Here is an 18,406-nt window from a genome sequence, read left to right as displayed (position 1 = left end):
CCTCGGGTCGGGGGGCGGACGCCCCGGTGCGGGCCGCCCGCCACCGGGGGTTCGGTCGGGGGTGGCCGGGATCGGCCGGTCAGGCGGAGGGCGCCGCCGCGGCGACCAGCGCACGCGGTTTGCGGCCGCGGATCACCGCCGGGTCCAGGGCGGCGCGGCGCAGCCGGCGGGTGTAGTCGTGCCGGGGCGCGGCGAGCACGTCGGCGGTCGCGCCGGACTCCACGATCCGCCCGGCGCGCATGACCACCACCTGCTGGCTGATCTGGCGCACCACGCCGAGGTTGTGGGAGATGAACACGTAGGTCAGCCGGGTCTCGCGCTGGATCTCCTGCAGCAGGTCCAGGACCTGCGCCTGCACGGAGACGTCGAGGGCGCTGGTCGCCTCGTCGCAGACCAGCAGGTCCGGTCTGCTGGCCAGGGCGCGCGCGATGCCGATGCGCTGGCGCTGCCCGCCGGAGAACTCGGCGGGCCGCCGGTCCAGCGCGGTCGACGGCAAACCCACCCGGTCGATGAGCCGGGCGGCCTCCGCACGCCGCTCGGCGGCGGAGCGCACGCCCCGCTTGCGCAGCGGCTCGGCGACGATCTCCTGCGCGCTCAGGTGCGGGTCGAGCGAGGCGTAGGGGTCCTGGAACACCATCTGGACGCGGGACCGGATCGGGCGCAGCCGCCGTTCGGGCAGCGTCGCGATGTCGGTGCCGTCCACGACGATCCGGCCGGCGGTGGGCCGCAGCAGCCGCACGATGGAGCGGGCGATGGTGGACTTGCCGCAGCCCGACTCCCCCACGATCGCCAGGGTGCCGCCGCGCGGGACGGTGAACCCGACGTCGTCCACGGCGCGCACGACTCCGCCCCGGACCGGGTACTCCACGACCAGCCCGGAGACCTCCAGGAAGCCGGGCGTCGCGGACGTCCCGGCCGCGCTCTCGCCGGTGCCGCCCTGGCCGGTGTGCACCGGCCGCGCTGCGCTGTTCATCGCCTGCCTCCTGGTGTCGTGCCCCCGGCCGGTGCGCCGGGGCCGCCGGCCGCCGGCTCCTCGTCCCACGGCCCCAGCCTGGGCACCGCGGACAGCAGCATGCGGGTGTAGTCGTGCGTTGGCGCGTCCACGATCGCCTCGACCTCGCCGGACTCCACGAACCGCCCGTCGCGCATCACGTGGATGCGGTCCGAGACGAGCCGGGCGACCCCCAGGTCGTGCGTGATCATCAGGATGCCGATCCGGGTGCGCTCCTGGAGCTCCAGGAGGATGTCGAGGATCCCGGCCTGGACCGTGACGTCGAGCGCGCTGGTCGGCTCGTCGGCCACGAGCAGCTCCGGCTCCCCGGCGAGGGCGATCCCGATGAGCACGCGCTGCAGCATGCCGCCGGAGAGCTGGTGCGGGTAGGTGGCGAGCTGGGCGGCCGGCCGCGGGATGCGGACCTGGTCGAGCAGTTCGACGGCGCGCTCGCGGGCGGCGGCGCGGGAGAGCCCGGGGCGGCGCAGCCGGACGGCCTCGGTGAGCTGGCGGCCGATCGTGTGCACCGGGCTGAGCGCGGTCATCGGGTCCTGTGGGATGAGCGACACCGTGCGTCCGCGCACGGCGCGGATCGCGTCGGGGTCCGCCACCACGTCGGTGCCGCCGAACCGGACGGCGCCCGAGAGCACCGCGAGGTCGGCCGGCAGCAGGCCGAGCACCCCCATGGCGGTCGTGGACTTGCCCGATCCGGACTCGCCGATGATGGTGACCGTCTCGCCGCGCCCGATCCGGAAGCTGACACCGTCGACCGCGCGTACCACGCCGGCGTCGGTGATCAACTCGATCTGCAGCTCCGAGACGTCCAGCAGCGGGACCGCGGTGTCCGCGGGCCGTGCGTGCTGCTGGGCGGGTGCCGCCGAGGTCATGATGCCGCTCCCTTCCGGGTTCTCCGCCACGAGGGGGACGGTCCCCGCTGCCGTGCCGGGGACTGCCGCCGGGTGCGGTCGCGCAGACCGTCGCCCAGCAGGTTGACACCGACGACGAGCAGGACGATCACCAGGCCGGGCAGCGTGACCAGCCACCAGGAGGTGGTGATGTAGTCCTGGCCGTCGGAGACGATGCGGCCCCAGGTGGCGAAGGGCCGCTGCGGGCCGGCGCCGAGGTAGGAGAGCGCGCTCTCCAGCAGCACGGCCTGGGCGAGCAGCAGGAAGACCACGATGGTGGCCTGGCGCACCACGTTGGGCAGGACGTGCCGGGCGAGGATCTCCACCCGCCGCAGCCCGAGGACGCGGGCGGCGGCCACGTAGGGCTTCTCGCGCTCGACGAGGACGAGCGACCGGGTCAGCCTCGCCACCTCGGGCCACTGGGCGACCGCGATGACGCAGGTGATGACGGGGATCGACGGCCCGAACAGCGCGACGACGAGCAGCAGCATCATGAGCAGCGGCAGCGAGAGCTGCGCCTCCAGCAGCCGGGAGACCACCGAGTCGACCCAGCCGCCGTAGTAGCCGGCCGCCGCCCCCGCGACCAGGCCGATCACCCCGCTGACGAGCACCGCCAGCACGCCGATGGTCAGCGACATCTGCCCGCCGTGCAGCACGTTGGACAGCAGGTCGCGGCCGAGCTGGTCGGTGCCGAACAGGTGCCCGTCGGTGAGCGGCGGGAGCCGCCGCTGGGAGAGGTCCTGGCGGGTGGGATCGGGTAGCGGCAGCACCCGGGCGAACGCGACCGGCAGGACGACGAGCAGGGTGCACACCAGGCCGACCCACAGTTTGACGCGCGCACCGCGGCGGCGCCGGGTGGCGCCCGAGCGGGCGAGCAGCCGTGAGGTGACGGCGCTGGGGCGCGCGTCCTCCGGCGCGCCGGGCGGTGCGGACACGGCGGCGGAGCCTGGCGCCGGGCGGGGGGTGCTCACGCGGCCACCTTCTTCCCGAGACGGACCCGCGGGTCGAACAGCGGGTAGGCGAGATCGACGAGGAGCTGGACGAGCACGGCCAGCGCGGCCGTGACCAGCACGGTGGCCTGGATCAGCGGGTAGTCGCGCGTCTCCAGCGCGCGCACCACCAGGGAGCCGACACCGGGCCAGGCGAACACCACCTCCACCACGACGACGCCGTTGAGCATGGACGCGAACCGGGTGCCCAGCGCGGTCAGCACCGGGATGGCGGAGTTGGACATCGCGTACCGCCACACCAGCGCGCGCTCGGAGACCCCGCGGGAACGGGCGACGGTCAGGTAAGGGGCGCTCAGGTTGGCCGCCATCTCGCGGCGGACCAGCCGGGAGATCAGCGCGATCTGCAGGATCGCGATGGTGGTCGCGGGCAGCACGAGGCCGCCCCAGGTGGCGAACCCCGACGCGGGCAGCACGGGGACGAGCACCGCGAAGACGGTGAGCAGCATGATGCCGGACCAGAAGTCGGGCATGGACTGCCCGGCGACCGTCACGATGTTGGCGCCCAGCTCCCGTGTGGTGTCGGCCCGGCGCGCCATCCACACACCCAGCGGGACGGCCACCACGGTGGTGAGCACGATGGCGGCGATCGCGAGCGTGATCGTGAACGGCAGCCGGTCCAGCACGACGTCCAGCGCGGGCGCCTGGAACGAGTAGCTGGTGCCGAGGTCGCCGGTGGCGATTCCGCGCAGGAAGAGCAGGAACTGTTCGGGGATCGGGCGGTCCAGGCCCATCTGCTCCCGGATCCGGGCCAGGTCCTCGCTGGTGGCGAGCGGGCCGGCGTAGGCGGTGGCGGGGTCGCCGGGTGCGAGGCGGATGAGGACGAAGACGGTGCAGACCGTCAGAAGGACCGTGAGCAGGCTCTGCCCGACGCGTCGCAGGAGGTACAGCGCCACGGGTCAGCCCTCCACTCGCACGGCGGCGAGGTCGTAGGAGTTGGTGGGGGCGAGCAGGATGTCGCGGATCCGGGTCTGGTGGGCGAGGACGACGTTGGGGACGAACGCCCACAGGCACGGCCAGGTGTCCCAGACGGCCTGCTGGGCGCCGGCGAGCAGTTCGCCGCGCCGTTGGGCGTCGGGTTCGACGGTGGCGCGCTCGATCAGCTCCGTGACGTCGGGGAACACGTACCCCTGGTAGGTGTCGCGGGTCTCCTCCTTCTCGGCGGTGCCCGCGAACATGCCCTGCAGCATGCTCTCGGCGAGCCCGGTGGGGCTGGAGAATCCGTTGCCGAGGACGTCCCAGTCGCCGGCGCGGCCCTGCCGCCAGGAGAGGATGTCGCCGCCGGGTTCGAACTGCCGCAGCGTCACTCGCACACCGATGTCGGTGAGCATGCCGTGCACGGCCTCCATCACGAAGGTGTCGCCGGCGAACTCCCCGCTCTCCCAGATGATGGTGAGGGAGAGGTCGTCGACGCCGAGCGCGTCCAGCCGCTGCCGGGCCTGCGCCGGATCGTAGACGTAGGCGCCGGTGGGGACCGCGCCGCGCAGTCCGGTGGGCACGGGTCCCTCGGCCGGGGTGACGGAGCCGACCAGGACGTCCTCGGCGAGGGCGCGGCCGTCGATGGCGTACGTGAGGGCCTCGCGGACCCGGGGGTCGGACAGCGGGTGGCCGGCCGGCTTGCGGAAGTTGTAGAAGAGCTGGTTGATGCGGGTGCTCTGCGCGCGCTCCATGCGGACGCCGGGCAGGCCGACGAGCTGGTCGGCGGAGTCGGGGGTGATGGAGTCGATCACGTCGACCTCGCCGCTGCGGATGGAGACCACGCGGCTGGCCTCCTCCGGCACGAACCGCACCCGCACGGTGTGCGCGCGCGGCGGGGTGCCCCAGTAGGCGTCGTTGCGCACGAGGGTGTACTCGCCGGTGCCCCGGTTGGCGGCGGAGACGACGTAGGGGCCGGAGCCGACGCCGTCCTGCAGTTCCTCGGGCCTGTTGCCGGCGGCCGGTGTCACCAGGATGTTGGCCATGAGGAAGTCGAGCGAGGGTACCGGCCGCTCGGTCTCCAGGGTGAAGGTCCGCTCGTCCTCGGCGGTCACGGCCGGGAACTCGGGGAAGAAGCTGGCGACGAAGGAGCCGTTGACCTGCTGGTACATCTCCAGGGCCGTGGCGACGTCATCGGGGGTGACGGGCGATCCGTCGGAATAGCACGCGCCTTCGCGCAGCCGGACGGTCCAGGTGGTCGGCGTCGTGGCCTCGAACGACTCGGCGAGCACCGGCTCGACCGTCAGGTCCGGGCCGACCCTGGTCAGCGCCTGCCGCACCGCCCGCTGCACGGTGACCGCGGCGTCGAACTGGTTCAGCTTGTTGTCGAGGCTGACCAGCGAGCGGTTCAGCGCGAGGGTCAGGGTCCCGGGGCCGGGGAGGCCGGTGGGTCCGGCGCAGCCCGCGGTGAGCGGGCCGAGCGCCGCACCGGCGCCGGCGAGGGCGCCCAGTCTCAGGAGCGCGCGGCGGGACATGTCCGGGCCGCGTCCGTGTCGGGTCATCGTCGGCCTCTCGAACTCAGAGGGATCGGAGGGGGAGGAGATGGGGTGGACGGTGCGTGCGGAGGACGTCGGCGCCGTATCGTCCGCACGGCTCGCGCCGAACCGGGTGTTACCCGGGTCACTCTGACACCTCTGCACGTTCCGCGCAAGTAATCTGGCGCGATCAACGCACTCTGTGACATCCTGACGACCACGACACCCCCTGCCACCCGGGCGGATGCGCAGCTTGAGACAGCGGCGTCACTCGAAGTCACCCTCGCCGACCAGCCCGGCCGGCGGCGCGGTACGGCCAACCGGACGCGCACAACGCGCAATAACTCCGGAGGGCGCGGCTCGACCGGCCGCCGCCCGGTCCGCCCCCGGTGGGGCGCGGGCGAGCGGCGGCTGCCGGATCCGGCCGGGGCGCGGGCGCCCGAGACGGCCACGGCGGCGCCCGGACGGCGGTAGGGTCACGCAGCGACGGAGACGACAGGCACGACACGGCCGACTCGGCACGGCAGCACATCCGGAGGGACGCAGATGGCGGCGATGCGGACGCGGGACCGGCGGGACGAGATCGTCCGGCTCGCGATGACGAGCGGCCTGGCGAGCGTCGAGGAACTCGCCGCCACGTTCGATGTGACCGCCTCGACCATCCGCCGCGACCTCGCCCGGCTGACCGAGGAGGGCCGGGTGGCCCGCACCTACGGCGGCGCGATGGCACTGATGGCGCACCCCGAGCCGTCGCTGCGCCAGCGGACGCACGAGGCGTTCGCGGCCAAGCGCGCCATGGCGCGGTGGGCGGCCGCGCAGGTGAGTTCCGGGGAGACGATCCTGCTGGACGCCGGGACCAGCGTCGGCGCACTCGCGCACGAACTCCGTGACGTGCCGCGGCTGACGGTGGCCACCACCGGCCTGACCGCGCTGGAGCGGCTCGCGGGCTCGGAGTCGGTGCACGTGGAGTGCCTCGGTGGCACGCTGCGCCACCTCAGCCAGGGGTTCGTCGGCCCGCTCGCCGAGGCCGCGCTGGAGCGCATGACCTTCGACCGCGTGTTCCTCGGCGCCGACGGGGTGACCGCCGAGAACGGGATCTGCGAGGCCGACCTGCAGCAGACCCGGCTCAAGGAACTCATGATGGGCCGCGCGGACCGGGTGTACGTGCTGGCGCATTCGGAGAAGCTCGGGCGCCGCCCGTTCAATTCCTGGGCGCGGCTTCCGGCGCGGTGGGTGCTCGTCACCGACGAGTCGGCCGACCCCGCGGCGCTGGCCCCGTTCGCGGACCGGGGCGTGGAGATCGTGGTGGCGCGGGCGGACGGCAGCCGCGCGGAGTGAGTGCGGGCCCCGGTCCGGCGCTGCGCCCGGGCCGGGGCCCCATGGGGCGCTCGGGTCAGGCCACGCCGACCAGGTCCACCACGAAGATGAGCGTCTCGTTCGGCTTGATCGCGCCGCCGCCGGCACCCGCGGCACCGTAGCCGAGGTGCGGCGGGATCACGAGCCGGCGCCGGCCGCCCACCCGCATCCCGAGCACGCCCTGGTCCCAGCCGGCGATGACCCGGCCCGCGCCGAGCTGGAAGCGCAGCGGCTGGCCCCGGTTCCACGAGGCGTCGAACTCCTCGCCGGTGGAGTGGGCCACGCCGACGTAGTGCACGGAGACCTGGCTGCCGTGCCCGGCCTGCGCCCCCTCGCCGATGGTGAGGTCGGTGACCGCCAGATCGGCCGGCGGGGGACCGTCGATGGGGTCGACTTCGGGACGCTGCAGCGCCATTGGTCACACCTTTCACGAAATAGGACAGAGGTCCCCAGCGTAGCGGCGCCGCCGGGACCCGGCGTGCCGCTGAGCGGAGGCCCGGCGGTCAGCGGCCGCGTTCGGCGACCAGCGGCGCGACCACGTCGGCGCGGTTGGTCCATACGGTGCCGGTGAATCCCTCGGGCACCCGCTCCAGGTCCTGCGGGCCGTCGAACCCCGCCGACCAGTCGCCGGATCCGCCCACGAGAACGACCCGGGTCCCGGCCTCGGCCATCCGGGAGACGAAGAGGTGCGGCCACCCCCACAGCCACGGGCCGATCTTCTCGGGGACGTGCAACTGGGTTCCGGCGCACGCCGCAGGCACGTACCCGCTCCAGCCCACCGCCGCGTACCGCACGAGGCAGTCGCGCAACGTCGCCTTGGACATGGTGCGCAGGCCCGGCAGCTCGCGGCGCAGGGCCGCGATCGGCGCGTCGCCGCCGTAGACGGTGACCGCGGCCAGCCGGTCCCCGGGCAGCCGGGCCAGGTGCTCGGCGAGGAGTTCGCCCTCGGCCGGGTCGTCGCTCTTGACGTGGATGAGCAGCTCCTCGTCGGGGAACTCGGCGAAGACCTCGTCCAGCGAGGGCATCAGGCCGGCACCGGTGCCGCGGAAGGGGTGCGTGGCCCCGTCGTCGGCGGTGTAGCCGTAGCCGATGTCGAGCCGGCGCAGCTCGGCCATCGTGTGATCGCGGGTGGTGCCCCGGCCGTCGGTGCGGCAGTCGACCTCCCAGTCGTGGAACACCGCGAACCGGTCGTCCCGGGTGATGTGCACGTCCAGCTCCACCACGTCGGCCCCGGCGTCGAAGGCGGCGCGCATGCCGGCGATCGTGTTCTCCAGGTAGGCGTGCTCGGGCGGGTGGATCCGCTCCGCGGTGCAGGTGTCGTTCTCGATCCCCGCCAGGTCGAACGTCTGGCCGAGTCCGCGGTGCGCGAGCGTCGTCGGCCGCCCCTCGCCGGGGCCGTGCAGCCGGGAGCTGTTGGCGGCCCAGCAGAGCAGGACCAGCACGGTGAGCACCGCGAGGACGGCGCGCGCCCGCGGGCGCCGCCGGCGAACGGGCGGCTCGGCACTGTTCGTCACGGCGCCTGATGATGCCACGCTCCGGAGAGCGGCGGCGCCACGCGCGTCAGACCGAACCGCCGACCGTGGCCGCCACCAGGAGCGCCGCGCCTTCGATCGCCACCGGGCCGTCGGCCGCCGGGACGAAGGCCGACTCCCCGTGGGCGAGCGTCAGTCGCTCGCCGGCCTCGGTGCGCAGCCGCGCGGTGCCGTCGAGCACGAGGACGATGGCGGGCAGTCCGCCGGGCAGCCGCGCCGGCTCCTCGTGCGGCCGGATCACCGAGAGCGCGAAGTCGGCGACCCCCGGCTGGTACTCCAGGCGGCCGTCGACCCGCTCGGGCGTGGCGTAGGGGATGGGGAGCACGTTGAAGTCCACCACCGCGAGCAGCTCCGCGACGTCGACGTGCTTGGCGGTCAGCCCGGCGCGCAGGACGTTGTCGGAGCTGGCCATGACCTCAATGGCGGTGCCGCGCAGGTAGGCGTGCACGTTGCCGGCGGGCAGGAACAGCGCCTCGCCGGGCCCCAGGGTGATCCGGTTGAGCAGCAGGGCCGCCACGGCGCCGGGGTCGCCCGGGTAGCGCGCGGCCAGTTCGGCGACGGTGGCGGCGTGCCGCCGCCCCGGGCCGTCGTGCGCGCGCGCGGTGAGTTCGGCGACCAGCGCGCCCACCAGCCCGGCCCGGTCGGCGGGCGCCAGCGTGAGCAGCCGGGTCATCGCCCGCCGCAGCGCGGTCTCGGGGTCGGCGGCCGACAGGTCGGCGCGCAGGACACCGGCGAGCGGGGCGGTCAGGCCGTGCAGGTCGGCGAGCGCTTCGGCCGGCTCGCGGAACCCGCACAGCGCCTCGAAGGGCTGCAGCGCGAGCACCAGCTCCGGCTTGTGGTAGGGGTCACGGTAGTTGCGGTGCGGCGCGTCCACCGGGATGCCGGCGGCCTCCTCCGCGGCGTGACCGGCGGCGGCGCGGCGGGCGTCGGGGTGCGCCTGCAGGGACAGCGGCTCATCGGCGGCGAGCACCTTGAGCAGGAAGGGCAGCCGCTCGCCGAAATGGCGCAGGGTGCGCTCCCCCAGCGTCTCCTTGGGGTCGCCGGTGATGGCGTCGGCGACGCGCACGGGGCCGTCCTCGGTGACCAGCGAACTCGGGGCGCCCGGGTGCGCGCCCAGCCACAGCTCCGCCTGTGGCCGGCCGTCGGGAACCCGGCCGAGCAGCCGCGGGATGGACGTGGGCGACCCCCACGCGTACGGGCGTATCTGGTTGATCAGCCTTCGCATCCGTCCAGCTCTCTCGTCCGTCCCGTTCGACGCGCCCAGTCTCCCCGATCAGGGCCGGCCGCGTCGCGGTGGCTGCCGCCACCCGTGGAGGGGGGCCGGCACCACTTCCGGCACGGGAGCCGGGCCGACCGCCCGTCCCGGGTGCCCCCCATCTTGGGCCACCACATGGCCCGGGTCGAGGGGGCACGGCCCCTGACCCGTCCCGGGTCCGTCCCCGACCCGGCACTGCGGGATGTCCCCATCGGCGGACGCGGTGACGGGGACCGTCCGGTGACACCGCACCAACACTCGCTAAGGTAAGGCTCACCTAAAAACCATCTTGCCGGCCATTCGAGGAGTGCCGAGAACCATGGACACCAGGACGCGACGCGCCACATCCGCCCTCGGCGCACTGGCCGTGCTGCCGCTGCTGGCCACCGCCGCCTGCGCGCCCGGCGGCGCGCAGCAGGACGGCGGCTCCGGACCGGCGGCCATCACCGTCGAGCACGCGCTCGGGACCGTCGAGCTGGCCGCCCCGCCGGAACGGGTGGTCACCCTCAGCCCCGCCGACACCGACCTCGCGCTCGCCCTCGGCGTCACCCCCGTCGCCATGGCGGCGTTCTGGGGCACCGACTCCGGGATCGCGCCATGGCAGGAGAAGGCGCTGTCCGGCGGCGATCCCGCCATCCTGCGCCCCGACGCCGACGGCGCGATCCCGATCGAGCAGGTCGCCGCGGCCGAACCGGACGTCATTCTGGCCACCGGGCTGTACACGATCGACGGCCAGTACGAGCGGCTCGACCAGATCGCCCCCACCCTCGCCTACTAGGAGGGGCCGTTGCGGGACTCCTGGCAGCGGATCGCGACCTCCGGCGGCGCCGCGCTGGGGCGGCCGGAGGAGGCGGCCGAGCTGGTGGCGGACCTGGAGACGCGGTTGTCGGAGGCGGTGCGGGAGCACCCGCGCTTCGCCGGCCGGACGTACACGTTCAGCCAGGCCCACGAGGCCGGGGCGCTGAGCGTCATGCGCACCCCGGACGACGTCACCGCGGCGCTGCTGGAGGAGCTGGGGCTGACCATGTCGGAGCGGGCGACCGGGCTGGCGGGGTCGGAGTTCTCGGTCCGAGTCGGGTTCGAGGAGCTGGAGGTGGTCGACGCCGACGTGGCGCTCGTCAACTTCTACGCCGAGGACCTGCGCGACGACCTGGAGAACAACGCGGTGTTCCAGCGGCTGCCGGTGGTGCGGAACGGCGGCTACGTACCGCTCACCAACGAGGAGTTCGCCCCGCTGCGCGCGAGCACGGTGCTGTCCATCCCCGTCGCGCTGGACGTCATGGTCCCGAAGCTGGAGGAGGCCGTCGGCTAGGCGGCCTCCGGACGTTCGGCGGTTCCACGGGGCGGTGCACGCGGGTGTGCGCCGCCCCTCTTCCGTCGGCGGCCCGCCCGCGCGCCCGGTGCTTCGGGCGGCGCTCCGGCGCCGGTGGATCACAACTTCGCACACCCCCCTCACATGGGCTCACAAATGGTATTACCATTGCCCGAAACGTCTCGGCGGCGCTCCGCACCTCACCGATGCGGTGGCGTCACCCCACCACGAGACACCCCTTCGGAGGCACCGTTGGAAACCACCATCGAGCCCGCCTACGGAACCGCCCCGCTGCTGCTCATAGCCGCGGGCGCCGTCGGCCTCCTGCTCGTGCTGATCATCTGGGCGCGGCTGCACGCCTTCGTGTCGCTGGTCCTGGTGAGCCTGCTGGTGGCACTCGCCACCCGGATACCGCTGGCCGACATCGTCCCCACGCTGCTCGACGGGTTCGGCAGCACCCTCGCCAACGTCGCACTGCTCGTGGGACTCGGCGTGATGATCGGCCGCCTGCTGGAGACCACCGGCGGAGCCGCCGTGCTCGCCGAGACCCTGGTGCGCAGGTTCGGCGAACGGCGCGCGCCGCTGGCCCTCGGGGTCGCGTCGCTGCTGTTCGGCTTCCCCATCTTCTTCGACGCCGGCCTGGTCGTCATGCTGCCGATCGTGTTCAGCGTGGCCCGCCGGCTGGGCGGTTCGGTCCTGCTGTACGCGCTGCCCGCCGCGGGCGCGTTCGCGGTCATGCACGCCTTCGTCCCGCCGCACCCGGGCCCCGTCGCCGCGGCCGACCTGCTCGGCGCCAACCTGGGCACCACCCTGATCGTCGGCACCGTTCTGGCCCTGCCCACCTGGTACCTGGCCAGCTACCTGTACTCGCGCTACGCCGGCCGGCGGTTCGAGATCCAGGTGCCCGCCGAGATCGCCGGCGGGCCCGGCACCGAGGCGCCGGCCCGGCCGCCGCACTTCGCAACGGTGCTGGCGATCCTGCTGCTGCCCCTGGTACTGATCTTCGGCAACACCGGCATCTCCAGCCTGATCACCACGGGCGCGGCGCCGGAGGACGCGTGGTGGGTGCAGACCCTGGTGATGGTCGGCCAGACGCCGGTGGCGCTGCTGATCACCGTGCTGGTCGCCATCGTCGTGCTCGGCGCGGGGCGGCACTCGCGGGCGCAGGTGGAGCGGATCGTCGACGGCGCGCTCGGCCCGGTGTGCGCGATCATCCTCGTCACCGGCGCCGGCGGCATGTTCGGCGGGGTGCTGCGCGCCAGCGGCATCGGCGAGGCCCTGGCGGGCAGCCTGGCCTCGATCGGCCTGCCGGTCATCGTCGCGGCGTTCGTGATCGCGACCGCCCTGCGGGTCGCCCAGGGTTCGGCCACCGTGGCGCTGACCACCACCGCGGCGCTCGTCGCCCCGATGGTGGAGAGCACCTCGGGACTGTCGTCCATGGACCTGGCGCTGATCGTCATCGCGATCGCGTGCGGTTCCACCGTGCTGTCGCACGTCAACGACTCCGGGTTCTGGCTGGTCGGCCGGTTCCTGGGCATGGACACCGCCACCACGCTGCGCACCTGGACGGTGATGGAGACGCTCATCGGCCTGGTCGGGTTCGCCTTCGCGTTCCTGCTCAGCCTGGTCCTGTAGTGCCGGCCACCGCGCGCGGGTCGTCCCGCGGATCCGTTCGGTCCTCCGGATCGGCGTGTTCCAGGGCGGCGACCACCTCGTCGACGATGGCGCGCATGGCGGCCTGGGCGACCTCGGGCAGCCCGTCGTGCACGGCCGAGGCGACGTGCGCGTGCAGCCGCAGCGCCTCGGGGCGCGGATGCTGCGGCATCAGGTCGTACTCGGTCCGCCCGGCCAGCACCTCGGCCACGACCCCGGCCAGCCCGCGGAACATCTCGTTGCCGGACAGTTCCAGGATCAGCCGGTGGAACTCGATGTCCAGCCGCAGGAAGGCGTCGAGGTCGCCGGCCGCGCCGGTGGCGGCCATGCGCCGGTTGAGCTCCATGAGCCGTGCCCGGTGCTCGGGGGCGGCGCGGCGCGCGGCGGCGGCCGCGGCGGGCGGCTCGACGGCGGCGCGCAGCTCGGTCAGCGAACGGAGCTGCGCGCCGCGGCCCGGCCCGGCCAGCCGCCACCGGATCAGCTGTGGGTCGTACACGCTCCACTGCTCCGGCGGGGTGACCCGCACGCCGGTGCGCGGCCGGCTCACCACCAGGTGCATGGACTCCAGCACCCGGACGGCTTCGCGGGCGACGGTCCGCGAGACGCCGAAGTCGCGCTCCAGCCGTTCCAGGGTGAAGACGTGGCCGGGCAGGTACTCACCGGCCGTGATCGCCGGCCCCAGCGCCGCCAGGACCCGGTTGTGCAGGGTGCGGTGCGCGGTCGTCATGGTCCCTCTTCCCGTCCACCCGCCATGAAGGCGCCTCCGCCCGTTCGCCGCCGCGGTCCGGTCGGCGCGCCGGACGGGGCCATTGGTAACACTATTGTTCCGGAGCGCGCGGGCGGTCACGTCCGTCCTCCGTCGCGGAAAGGCCAGCGTATGCACTTCGTCTTCATGGGCGTGTCCGGCAGCGGCAAGAGCACCGTCGCCGGTCAGGTCGCCGAGCGGCTCGGTCTGCCGTTCGCGGAGGCGGACTCCTTCCACCCCGAGGCCAACATCGCCAAGATGTCCGCGGGCGTGCCGCTGACGGACGCCGACCGGCGGCCGTGGCTGACGGCGCTGGCCACGTGGATCGCCGAACACGAACGGCGCGGCGAGTCCACCGTCATGGCGTGCTCCGCCCTGCGTCGCGACTACCGGGACATCCTGCGCACCGGGGCGCCGTCGGTGTACTTCCTGCACCTGGACGCGCCGACCGAGCTCATCGCCGAACGGATGCGGGCCCGCAAGGGGCACTTCATGCCGGCGGGACTGCTGGCATCGCAGGCCGCGACGCTGGAGCCGCTGCGGCCCGACGAGGCCGGCGAGCGGATCGACATCGCGCCGCCGATCGAGACGGTGACGGCACAGGCGCTGCGGATCGTCGCCGCGCGGCTCCGCGGCTGAGACGGCCGCCGCGGGGCGCGCCCCGTCCGGCCGGGCGGTCCGCCTGGACCGGCTTCAGGAGACCGGCATGTGCCCCATGCGGGTGGAGATCTCCTCCGCGGCCTTGAGCACCGCCGCTCCGATGTCGTCCAGCCGGTCCACCTCCATCCGGTAGGAGGGCCCGGAGGCGCTGACCGCGGCGATCACGTCGCCGTTGACCCCGCGGATCGGCGCCGCCACGGCGTTCAGGCCCACTTCGAGCTCCTCCGCGGCGGTGCCGTAGCCACGGCGCAGGATCTCGTCGAGCTGGCGGCGGAGCGCCTCGGCGTCGGTGACGGTCCGGGGGGTGGCCGCCTCCAGGGGGCCGCGCAGCACCCGGCGCTGCTGGGCGGGGTCCATGTAGGCCAGCAGCACCTTGCCGCTGGAGGTGGCGTGCAGCGGGTTCTGGCGGCCGATCCAGTTCTGGCTGACCACGGCCGACACCCCGCGCACCTGGTCGATGTTGACCACGGCGTCACCACTGGGGATGGCGATGTTCACCGTCTCACCGAGGTCGGCGGCGAGGTCCTCGCAGACCCGGCGGCTCTGCTGGGTGAGGTCCAGACCGGCGGTCATGGCACCGGCCAGCCGGACGACGCCGAAGCCGAGCTGGTACTTGCCCCGCAGTCCGGGCTGCTCCACCAGCCCGCGCCGTTCCAGCGCTCCCACGAGGCGGAAGGCGGTCGACTTGTGCACCCCGAGTTCGGCCGCGATCTCGGTGACTCCGGCCTCGCCGTTCTGGGCCAGGATCTCCAGCACCGTGATGGCCCGGTCCACCGACTGCACGGGGGCGCCGTCCCTGCCGGACCTCCCCGGCTCGGCGCCACCGCTCGTTTCCCGCCCGGGGGCGCTCCCGGGCGGCTGACCGCCTTCGCTCTGCGCTCGCTCGTCGTTGGAAGTCATGAACCCACGATAGTGCCCGCCCCTGGGCGGTCCCCGAGCGTCGATCGGCGCCCCGCGCTCCGCGCGACCGGCGGAACGTCTCTCAGGCCGGCCACTGGTCGGGGCCGGGGAACCGGGAGGTGTCGAGTTCGACGTCGAAGGGTTCCGGCAGGGCGATCTTGGCGCCGAAGTCCACGGTCGTCGCGTGGTCGTACCGGCCGTTACCGGGCTGTTCGTAGAGCGTGACCGAGGGCCCCTCCTCGTCCCACGCGTCGATGAGCAGGTAGAGCGGCACGGGAGCGTGCGCGTACCCCCACAGTTTCTTCTTGCGGTCGGTGTCCCTGCTGCTCCGGGAGACGATCTCGACCACCAGTTCCGCCGCGTCCGCCGGGCAGCGTAACGCTCCGTGATCCCGTCCGCCCGCCACTTCGCAGAATGACCTCCGCTTGTTCGCCGGCGACAGCACCGCTCCCACCGGGTCCGGCACCGGCAGGAGGCCGGGCCACACCGCTCAGCGGTCGCGGCGGTGCTCGTCGGCCCGGGCGATGAGGTGGTCGGTGAGCCGCTCCAGCAGCCGCGGCTCGGGCATCGGCAGGCCGGACAGCGCGCTGAGGTAGAGGCCGTCGCCGACGAGGCGGATGGTCTCGGCGAGCACGGGGTCCCCCACCTCCTCGTGCAGCAGAGTGCCCCACTCGGTGAACACCCACTGCATCAGCTCCCACGCCTCGGGCGGGACGTCCTCGTTGCCGCGCAGCGCCGCGATCATCGAGCCGTAGAGGGCGGTCTCCTCCGACGAGGTGGGGACGGAGACCCGCAGGAAGGTGCGGACCACGCCTTCGGCACGGGCCTGGCGGAACTCGTCGGCGGCCTGGTCGGCGAGCCGGCGGACCAGGCCGGTGAGCATGTCGGCCTTCGACGGGAAGTGGTAAAGGAGCCCGCCCTTGGAGACCCCCGCGGCGGCGGCCACGGCCTCAAGCGTGACGGCGGAGCTCCCGTCGTGGATCAGGATCTCCTGCAGTGCGTCGAGGATGCGGTCGCGCGTGGTCGAGGTGCTCATTGTTGACCACTTTACCGTCCGGACTGTACTGTACCGTCCGGACGGTACATACCGGGCAATCGCCGGTATTCACCCGCCGTTCCTGGTCATCCCATCTCCCTATCACCACGCCACCCGGTATCGAGAGGAAGAATGAACTCCGCCGCCCGGCCCGTGACGACGCCCACCTCCGCCCCGCCCACCGCGGGACCGCGCGAGTGGTCGGCGCTCGCGGTGCTGACCCTCCCGGTCATGCTCATCTCGGTCGACATGACCGTGCTCGGCTTCGCGGTCCCGCACCTCAGCGAGGACCTGGCGCCCACCGGCACCCAGTTGCTGTGGATCGTCGACATCTACTCGTTCGTGCTCGCCGGCCTGCTCGTCACCATGGGGACGCTCGGCGACCGCATCGGACGGCGCCGGCTGCTGCTCCTGGGCTCGGCCGGGTTCGGCGCGGCCTCGCTGCTCGCCGCCCTGTCCCCCACGGCGGAGATCCTCATCGCGGCGCGCGCGCTGCTCGGTCTCGCCGGCGCGACGCTGATGCCGTCCACCATCTCGCTGATCCGCAACACGTTCCTGGACCGGCGGCAGCGGCTGCTGGCCATCGCGCTGTGGGCGTCGATGTTCTCGGCCGGATCCGCGCTCGGCCCGCTCGTCGGCGGCTGGCTGCTGGAACGCTTCTACTGGGGGTCGGTCTTCCTCATCAACCTCCCGGTGATGGCGCTGATCCTGCTCCTCATCCCGCTGCTGGTGCGCGAGTCCCGTGACCCGGCGCCCGGGCGCTACGACCTGCCCAGTGCCGCGCTGTCGCTGCTGGCCGTCCTGCCGGTCGTCTACGCGGTCAAGCGGCTCGCCGAGGGCGGCTCGCCGGTCGTCGCCGCGGCGGCGGCGGCCTTCGGTGCGGTGGCGGGGTACGTCTTCATCCGCCGGCAGCTCCGGCTGCCCGATCCGCTGATCGACGTCCGGCTGTTCCGCGTACGGGCGTTCAGCGTCGCGGTGGCCACCAACCTGATGGTGGTCTTCGCGATGGTCTCGGCGCTGTTCTTCCTCACCCAGTACCTGCAGCTGGTGCTGGGGATGAGCCCGCTGCGCGCCGGGATGGTGCTGCTGCCCGGCGCCGCGCTCTCGGTGGCGGCGCACTTCGTCGCGGTCGCACTGGCACGGCGGGTGAGCATGGGCACGGCGATCTTCGCCGGGCTCACGCTGGCCGCCGCCGGGTTCGCGGTCTTCACCCAGCTGCCGCTGTCGGGCGGCGTCCTGCCGGTCGTGGTCGGCTTCGCGGCGATCAGCGCCGGTGTGGGGCTCTCCGACACCCTGACCAACGACGCCATCATGGCCGCCGCGCCACCAGAGCGGGCGGGGGCCGCGGGGGCCATCTCCGAGACCGCCTATGAACTGGGCGGCGCGCTCGGGGTCGCCGTGCTCGGCAGCGTGCTCACCGCCAGTTACCAGGCCCGGATCGCGGCACCGGACGGAGTCGCCGGGCCGGCGCTGGACGCCGCCCGCGAGACCCTGGGCGGCGCGGTCACCGCCGCGCAGGGGCTGGCGCCGGACACCGCCGCCGCGCTCGTGGACGCGGCCCGGGTGGCGTTCACCGGCGGCATCCACCTGACAAGTGCGATCGCGACGGTGATCGTGCTGTACGCGGCGGTACAGGCCGGCCTGCTGCTGCGCCGGGTGGGCGGCCGGCCGGGCCGGGACTCCCGTACGGGCGACGGAGCGGCCGGCGACTGACCCGCGGGCGCCTCAGCTCTCGGCGGCCGTGGCCTGGTCGTGGTAGCTGCGGCGGGTGGCGTCGGTGTGCCCGCGCATCAGCTCGGCCGCGCGCTCCTCGTCACCGGCCTCGATGGCGTCGATGATGGCCGCGTGCTCGTCCCACGCCTCACGGCCGCGCTGACGCACCACCAGCGTGTGGTACCAGCGGACGCGACGCGCCACCTGCCCGGCGAGTTCGGCGAGCACCGTGTTGCCCGACAGTTCGGTGATGCGGCGGTGCAGGTCGGCGTTGGCGTCGACCATGTCGTCGGCGTCGGCCCGATCCAGCGCCTCGACCCCGCGGCGCCACTCCTCGCGGAGCCCGGCGATCCCCGCGGCGTCGGCGTTGCGGGCGGCGAGCCGGGCGGACTCCGTCTCCAGCAGGCCGCGCACCGCGAGCAACTGGTCGGCCTCGCTCTCGGTCGGCTGGTGCACGAACGCCCCGTACCCCGGCCGCAGATCCACCCACCCCTCGTTGCTCAACCGCTGCAGCGCCTCACGCACCGGCTGCCGGGACACCCCGAGCTGGTCGGCGAGCTCGTTCTCCACGAGGTGCTGCCCCGGGGGGAGCTGCCGGCGGGTGATGAGTTCGAGCAGCGCCTCGTACACCCTTTCGCGCAGGGGCACGGGGCGTTGCACCCGGGTGGTCAGCAGCCCCTTGGAGAGCCGGGATGAGGCCATGGTCGAAGACTTCCTTATTGAACGCCGTCGGTCGCTGTCAGATGCCGTCGATCGCCGTGGGCCGGCCGCGGCGGGCGCGGTGGCACGGGCGGGTGTGGGAATCGTCCCGCAGTTTACTCAGTGTGGCGCCCCCGGTCCGCCGCCGTTTCGGCCGGGTCGCGGGGCGGGCGGCGTCGATCCGGTGGCCCG

Annotated in this window: 18 protein-coding genes and 1 pseudogene; 6 read left to right on the top strand and 13 right to left on the bottom strand. The window is 73.7% G+C overall.

All coding sequences use genetic code 11. The features are described from left to right. Window positions 1–79: 79 nt before the first annotated feature. Genes ACFQRF_RS20865 through ACFQRF_RS20845 form a run of 5 tightly spaced genes read right to left on the bottom strand, consistent with a single transcriptional unit; the run spans window position 80 to window position 5,380 of the window. The gene (locus ACFQRF_RS20865; RefSeq protein ID WP_379872818.1) at window positions 80–973 is read right to left on the bottom strand and encodes an ATP-binding cassette domain-containing protein; all 894 of its coding nucleotides are present in this window, start codon (window positions 971–973) and stop codon (window positions 80–82) included. Further along, entirely contained in the window at window positions 970–1,878 is a 909-nt protein-coding gene (locus tag ACFQRF_RS20860; protein WP_379872817.1) for an ABC transporter ATP-binding protein, read from the bottom strand. Before ACFQRF_RS20860 ends, ACFQRF_RS20865 begins: the two co-directional genes overlap by 4 nt. After that, window positions 1,875–2,867 carry an ABC transporter permease gene (locus tag ACFQRF_RS20855; protein ID WP_379872816.1) on the bottom strand — a complete coding sequence of 331 codons (993 nt, stop codon included), beginning with the start codon at window positions 2,865–2,867 and terminating at the stop codon, window positions 1,875–1,877. Before ACFQRF_RS20855 ends, ACFQRF_RS20860 begins: the two co-directional genes overlap by 4 nt. Further along, window positions 2,864–3,799, bottom strand: a complete 936-nt coding sequence (locus tag ACFQRF_RS20850; protein WP_379872815.1) for an ABC transporter permease — start codon at window positions 3,797–3,799, stop codon at window positions 2,864–2,866. The genes ACFQRF_RS20855 and ACFQRF_RS20850 overlap by 4 nt, the downstream gene beginning before the upstream one ends. 3 nt (window positions 3,800–3,802) lie before the next feature. After that, complete coding sequence (locus ACFQRF_RS20845; protein ID WP_379872814.1) at window positions 3,803–5,380, bottom strand: ABC transporter substrate-binding protein; 1,578 nt, start codon at window positions 5,378–5,380, stop codon at window positions 3,803–3,805. A gap of 519 nt (window positions 5,381–5,899) precedes the next feature. Between ACFQRF_RS20845 and ACFQRF_RS20840 the strand changes: the two genes are divergently transcribed. Further along, entirely contained in the window at window positions 5,900–6,691 is a 792-nt protein-coding gene (locus ACFQRF_RS20840) for a DeoR/GlpR family DNA-binding transcription regulator (RefSeq protein ID WP_379872813.1), read from the top strand. A gap of 55 nt (window positions 6,692–6,746) precedes the next feature. On the opposite strand, the gene ACFQRF_RS20835 is transcribed toward ACFQRF_RS20840, so the two are convergent. The 3 genes from ACFQRF_RS20835 to manA form a co-directional block, all read right to left on the bottom strand. Further along, a complete protein-coding gene (locus tag ACFQRF_RS20835; protein ID WP_379872812.1) occupies window positions 6,747–7,124 on the bottom strand; it encodes an FKBP-type peptidyl-prolyl cis-trans isomerase in 378 nt (125 codons plus the stop codon). A gap of 88 nt (window positions 7,125–7,212) precedes the next feature. Next, complete coding sequence (locus ACFQRF_RS20830; RefSeq protein ID WP_379872811.1) at window positions 7,213–8,223, bottom strand: glycerophosphodiester phosphodiesterase family protein; 1,011 nt, start codon at window positions 8,221–8,223, stop codon at window positions 7,213–7,215. A gap of 46 nt (window positions 8,224–8,269) precedes the next feature. Next, entirely contained in the window at window positions 8,270–9,466 is a 1,197-nt protein-coding gene (manA, locus tag ACFQRF_RS20825) for a mannose-6-phosphate isomerase, class I (RefSeq protein WP_379872810.1), read from the bottom strand. A 349-nt stretch (window positions 9,467–9,815) separates the two neighbouring features. Between manA and ACFQRF_RS20820 the strand changes: the two genes are divergently transcribed. From ACFQRF_RS20820 to ACFQRF_RS20810, 3 genes are all read left to right on the top strand, one after another. Beyond that, complete coding sequence (locus ACFQRF_RS20820; protein ID WP_379872809.1) at window positions 9,816–10,274, top strand: ABC transporter substrate-binding protein; 459 nt, start codon at window positions 9,816–9,818, stop codon at window positions 10,272–10,274. A 9-nt stretch (window positions 10,275–10,283) separates the two neighbouring features. Then, complete coding sequence (locus tag ACFQRF_RS20815; protein WP_379872808.1) at window positions 10,284–10,808, top strand: TroA family protein; 525 nt, start codon at window positions 10,284–10,286, stop codon at window positions 10,806–10,808. A gap of 252 nt (window positions 10,809–11,060) precedes the next feature. Beyond that, on the top strand, window positions 11,061–12,443 hold the full coding sequence (locus ACFQRF_RS20810; RefSeq protein WP_379872807.1) for a GntP family permease: 1,383 nt from the start codon (window positions 11,061–11,063) through the stop codon (window positions 12,441–12,443). Here ACFQRF_RS20810 and ACFQRF_RS20805 read toward each other — a convergent pair. After that, a complete protein-coding gene (locus ACFQRF_RS20805) occupies window positions 12,427–13,188 on the bottom strand; it encodes a FadR/GntR family transcriptional regulator (protein ID WP_379872806.1) in 762 nt (253 codons plus the stop codon). The genes ACFQRF_RS20810 and ACFQRF_RS20805 overlap by 17 nt on opposite strands. Window positions 13,189–13,338: 150 nt before the next feature. Here ACFQRF_RS20805 and ACFQRF_RS20800 point away from each other — a divergent pair, with 150 nt between their 5' ends. Continuing rightward, window positions 13,339–13,845 carry a gluconokinase gene (locus ACFQRF_RS20800; protein WP_379872805.1) on the top strand — a complete coding sequence of 169 codons (507 nt, stop codon included), beginning with the start codon at window positions 13,339–13,341 and terminating at the stop codon, window positions 13,843–13,845. Window positions 13,846–13,899: 54 nt separating this feature from the next. Here ACFQRF_RS20800 and ACFQRF_RS20795 read toward each other — a convergent pair whose 3' ends face one another. From ACFQRF_RS20795 to ACFQRF_RS20785, 3 genes and pseudogenes are all read right to left on the bottom strand, one after another. Continuing rightward, a complete protein-coding gene (locus ACFQRF_RS20795; RefSeq protein ID WP_379872861.1) occupies window positions 13,900–14,640 on the bottom strand; it encodes an IclR family transcriptional regulator in 741 nt (246 codons plus the stop codon). A 208-nt stretch (window positions 14,641–14,848) separates the two neighbouring features. Further along, window positions 14,849–15,139, bottom strand: a pseudogene (locus ACFQRF_RS20790) (Uma2 family endonuclease); the annotation flags it as partial. Window positions 15,140–15,256: 117 nt separating this feature from the next. Further along, complete coding sequence (locus ACFQRF_RS20785) at window positions 15,257–15,802, bottom strand: TetR/AcrR family transcriptional regulator (protein ID WP_379872804.1); 546 nt, start codon at window positions 15,800–15,802, stop codon at window positions 15,257–15,259. A 132-nt stretch (window positions 15,803–15,934) separates the two neighbouring features. Between ACFQRF_RS20785 and ACFQRF_RS20780 the strand changes: the two genes are divergently transcribed. Beyond that, window positions 15,935–17,515, top strand: coding sequence for an MFS transporter (locus tag ACFQRF_RS20780; RefSeq protein WP_379872803.1), 1,581 nt, complete (start codon window positions 15,935–15,937; stop codon window positions 17,513–17,515). 12 nt (window positions 17,516–17,527) lie between these two features. Here ACFQRF_RS20780 and ACFQRF_RS20775 read toward each other — a convergent pair whose 3' ends face one another. After that, window positions 17,528–18,217 (bottom strand): GntR family transcriptional regulator, encoded by a 690-nt coding sequence (locus tag ACFQRF_RS20775; RefSeq protein WP_379872802.1) that lies wholly within the window; start codon window positions 18,215–18,217, stop codon window positions 17,528–17,530. Window positions 18,218–18,406 lie beyond the last annotated feature (189 nt).

Origin of the sequence: Marinactinospora rubrisoli (assembly GCF_042664915.1) — a bacterium.
Lineage (GTDB): Bacteria > Actinomycetota > Actinomycetes > Streptosporangiales > Streptosporangiaceae > Marinitenerispora > Marinitenerispora rubrisoli.
Note: the sequence above shows the minus strand (reverse complement) of the source record. Positions and strands in the feature narration are given on the sequence as shown.